3 protein-coding genes and 1 pseudogene are annotated in these 3723 nt (G+C 41.7%); 3 read left to right on the top strand and 1 reads right to left on the bottom strand.

Translation table 11 applies throughout. The features are described 5' to 3' along the window. The 3 genes from AACY61_RS10355 to mnmA form a co-directional block, all read left to right on the top strand. Window positions 1–234: gamma-glutamyl-gamma-aminobutyrate hydrolase family protein (locus tag AACY61_RS10355; RefSeq protein WP_339611501.1), on the top strand; the 234-nt coding region annotated here is incomplete at its 5' end. Window positions 235–265: 31 nt separating this feature from the next. Next, window positions 266–2161, top strand: coding sequence for a membrane protein insertase YidC (yidC, locus tag AACY61_RS10350; RefSeq protein ID WP_339611502.1), 1896 nt, complete (start codon window positions 266–268; stop codon window positions 2159–2161). Between the two features lie 117 nt (window positions 2162–2278). Next, the gene (gene mnmA, locus AACY61_RS10345) at window positions 2279–3454 is read left to right on the top strand and encodes a tRNA 2-thiouridine(34) synthase MnmA (protein WP_339611500.1); all 1176 of its coding nucleotides are present in this window, start codon (window positions 2279–2281) and stop codon (window positions 3452–3454) included. Between the two features lie 24 nt (window positions 3455–3478). Here the strand turns inward: mnmA and AACY61_RS10340 are convergent. Beyond that, window positions 3479–3723: pseudogene (locus tag AACY61_RS10340) on the bottom strand (hypothetical protein); the annotation flags it as partial.

Here is a 3723-nt window from a genome sequence, read left to right as displayed (position 1 = left end):
CGCTATGAATATAACAATGCCTACAAAGAACAATTGGAAAAATCAGGACTGCAAACCACCGGAATCAATCCGGAAACAGGCCTGGTGGAAATCATCGAATTGAAAAACCATCCGTGGTTTGTGGGGGTACAATACCACCCGGAATACAAAAGCACCGTGGCAAATCCACACCCACTCTTTGTGGCCTTTGTCAATGCAGCAGCCAACTATAATAAATCTAAAAACAGCCAATAACCTCCAGGGGAAACAGACTCATTGAACCATGATAGAAGAAAAAAAATTTGATTATAATTCGTTAATAGGTTTTGTGCTCATCGCTCTCATCCTTATTTGGATGCTATATCAAAATGCACCCACTCAGGAAGAACTCGAAGAACGGGCAAAAATAGAACAGGTAGAAAAAGAAGCAGATACTGCTACAACACCCTCCAAAAACCCTGTAACACCTGTAGCTCCGGAAACAACAACTCAGGAACCGGCTTCAGATTCTTTGCGATTGGAATCCCTGAAAAACCAATTAGGGTCCTTTGCATATGCGGCAACCCTGCCTTCTGCAACCGAAGAACTTACTACCCTTGAAAACGATGTGCTGGAATTGAAAATCAGCAATAAAGGAGGCTATATTGTAGAAGCTACCCTTAAAAAACACAAAACATTTGACTCCATACCGGTCTATCTCATTAAAGACGGCAATGCTGACTTTAACCTGCAATTTCAGTCAGAAAACCGGCTCTTGAATACACGCGACCTGTTCTTTGAGCCCTCATTGACGCAAAGTGGCGAGAACACCATTCTTTCCATGAAACTCAAAGCATCGGAAAATCAATACCTGGAATACCGCTACGAAATCAAACCTGGTGAGTACATGCTTGACTTTGCTATTCAAACGCAAGGATTGGGCAATATCATCAATACATCAACTCCTGCAGAAGCGTTCTGGCAACTTAAAGCCCATCGCAAAGCTAAAAGTATTTCCTACGAAAACAGGTATACTGAAATGCTGTGGGACTATGAAAATGGAAAAGACGATTACCTCGGGCAGGGAAGCCTGGCTGAAGATGATGCCCGCGAAGTGACCTGGATAGCATACAAACAACACTTTTTTACCTCTGTTTTATTGACAGACACCCCCTTTAAAACAGCACACTTCACTTCAGAAAACCTGGTGGAAGACGAAGAGATTGACAGCCTTTACACAAAAAACTTTACTTCTAAATTTCCACTGGAATTTAAGGCAGGAGAGTTGTCATATACTATGAACTGGTATTATGGCCCCAGCGACTTTAAAATCCTGGACAGCTATGAACGCAACCTCGATGAAATCATTCCTCTGGGTTGGGGAATTTTTGGTTGGATCAACAAATTCCTCTTTATGCCACTCTTCACCTGGCTGGCTACCTGGATTAGCAGTTATGGAATCATCATCATTGTGATGACCATTCTGATAAAAATTGTCCTGTCTCCGGTCCAATACAAACAGTACCTCTCCCAGGCGAAAATGAAAATACTGCGCCCCGAGATTGAGGAAATCACCAAGAAGTACAAAGACAATGCAATGAAAAAGCAGCAGGAAACTATGAAACTGTACAGCAAAGCTGGAGCAAGCCCCATGGCGGGATGTATACCGGCGTTGATGCAGCTGCCGGTGTTCTATGCGCTCTTTATGTTTTTCCCCTCGGCCTTTGATTTAAGACAAAAAGGGTTTTTATGGGCAGACGATTTATCGAGTTATGACAGCATCGCCGAGTTGCCGTTTTACATTCCGTTTTACGGAGACCACGTGAGCTTGTTTCCAATACTGGCATCCATAGCCATCTTTATTTATATGATGATGACCACCGGACAAACTATGCAAATGCAACAACAACCCGGAATGCCAAATATGAAGTTTATCATGTATTTGTCACCGCTCATTATGTTGGTGTTCTTTAACAACTTTGCTAGCGGACTTTCTTTATACTACTTTATCTCAAACGTGATTACCATCGGTATTATGCTGGTGATCAAATATTTTGTGCTGGATGAAAATAAAATCCTGGCCAAAATTGAAGAGAAAAAGAAACAACCTAAAAAGCAAAACCGCTTTCAACGAAAAATGGCTGAAATCATGGAACAGGCTGAAAAACAAAAACAAATACAAGAACAAAAAAAGAAAAAATAATCCTTTTCTAAACAAGGAGTTAAAGAAAGAGGAAGCGCATACTTCCTCTTTTTTTATTTTGTAATTTTGCAGTTCTAAAAATAAATAACAAGACACCCGCCCACGCGGGTGATGGATATGAAAAGAGTAGTAGTAGGACTTAGCGGAGGGGTAGACTCAAGCGTGGCCGCATACCTTTTAAAGGAACAGGGCTATGAGGTCATAGGCTTGTTTATGAAAAACTGGCACGACGATTCGGTCACCATCTCAGATGAATGCCCCTGGCTGGAAGACAGTAACGATGCCATGATTGTAGCCAATAAACTAGACATTCCTTTTCAAACCGTAGACCTGAGTGAGGAGTATAAAGAACGCATCGTTGATTATATGTTCAGGGAATATGAAATGGGCCGCACCCCAAACCCCGATGTGCTTTGCAACCGCGAAATTAAATTTGATGTCTTTCTTAAAATCGCCCTCGACCTGGGAGCAGATTTTGTAGCTACTGGCCATTACTGCCGTAAAGATGAGGTGACAAAGGACGGAAAAACCATCCACCGCTTGCTTGCAGGAAAAGACCCCAACAAAGATCAATCCTATTTTCTCTGTCAATTGTCTCAGGAGCAATTGGCTAAAACCTTGTTTCCGGTAGGTGAATTGCTCAAACCGGAAGTACGACAAATAGCCAAAGAACAAGGACTCATTACAGCCGAAAAAAGAGACTCTCAAGGTCTTTGCTTCATTGGAAAAGTGCGCTTGCCCGACTTTTTACAGCAACAACTCAAACCCAAAGAAGGAATCATCATTGAAGTGCCGGAAAACAGCCCTGTTTATAATCTCCAATCAAAACAAAACGAGGATACCCTCAGTTACAGTAAAAAATATGAATATACACCTAAGGATGGGAATATAGTAGGTAAACACCAGGGAGCTCATTTCTTTACCAAAGGACAACGCAAAGGGCTTGCCGTGGGGGGTACCAAAGAACCGCTTTTTATCATCGAAACCGATGTGAAAGAAAATATTATCTATACAGGCCAGGGCAAAAACCATCCCGGGTTATACCGTAAAGGACTTTTTGTAAAACAGGATGAAATACATTGGGTGCGAGAAGACCTAAAACTAACCGCAGGAGAACAACTCGAAGTCATGGCAAGAATCAGGTACCGGCAGCCACTCGATCAGGCAACTCTCCACCAAACAGATAACGGACTTTACATCATCTTTAAAAACCCCCAGTCGGCGATTACCGAAGGGCAGTTTGTAGCCTGGTACAACGATGAGGAACTACTCGGAAGTGGGGTAATCTCTTAACGCAAAAGCAAACCATGGAAGGGATTAGAGCCCTTCAAGGGTTATATTGGATGTGTACTTATGACAGTATTTAAAGTTTTTAACATCTTCAAAATAACCAACCACCTCTTCCCTGAGAAGTTTGGATGGATTTGAAGAAATAATGGAGTTATAGGAAGTGTATTTCCATTCTTCAACACTTTGAGTTAAGCCAGCTTTTATGGGGTTAAAATGGATGTAATGAATTAATTTTCTAAGGTAGTTGTTATCTCTGATCAGCTTTCTTTTAA

The sequence above is a fragment of the uncultured Planktosalinus sp. genome (genome assembly GCF_963973675.1).
GTDB lineage: Bacteria > Bacteroidota > Bacteroidia > Flavobacteriales > Flavobacteriaceae > Planktosalinus.
The sequence above is the reverse complement of the archived record's forward strand: the minus strand, read 5'-3'. Positions and strand labels throughout refer to the sequence as shown.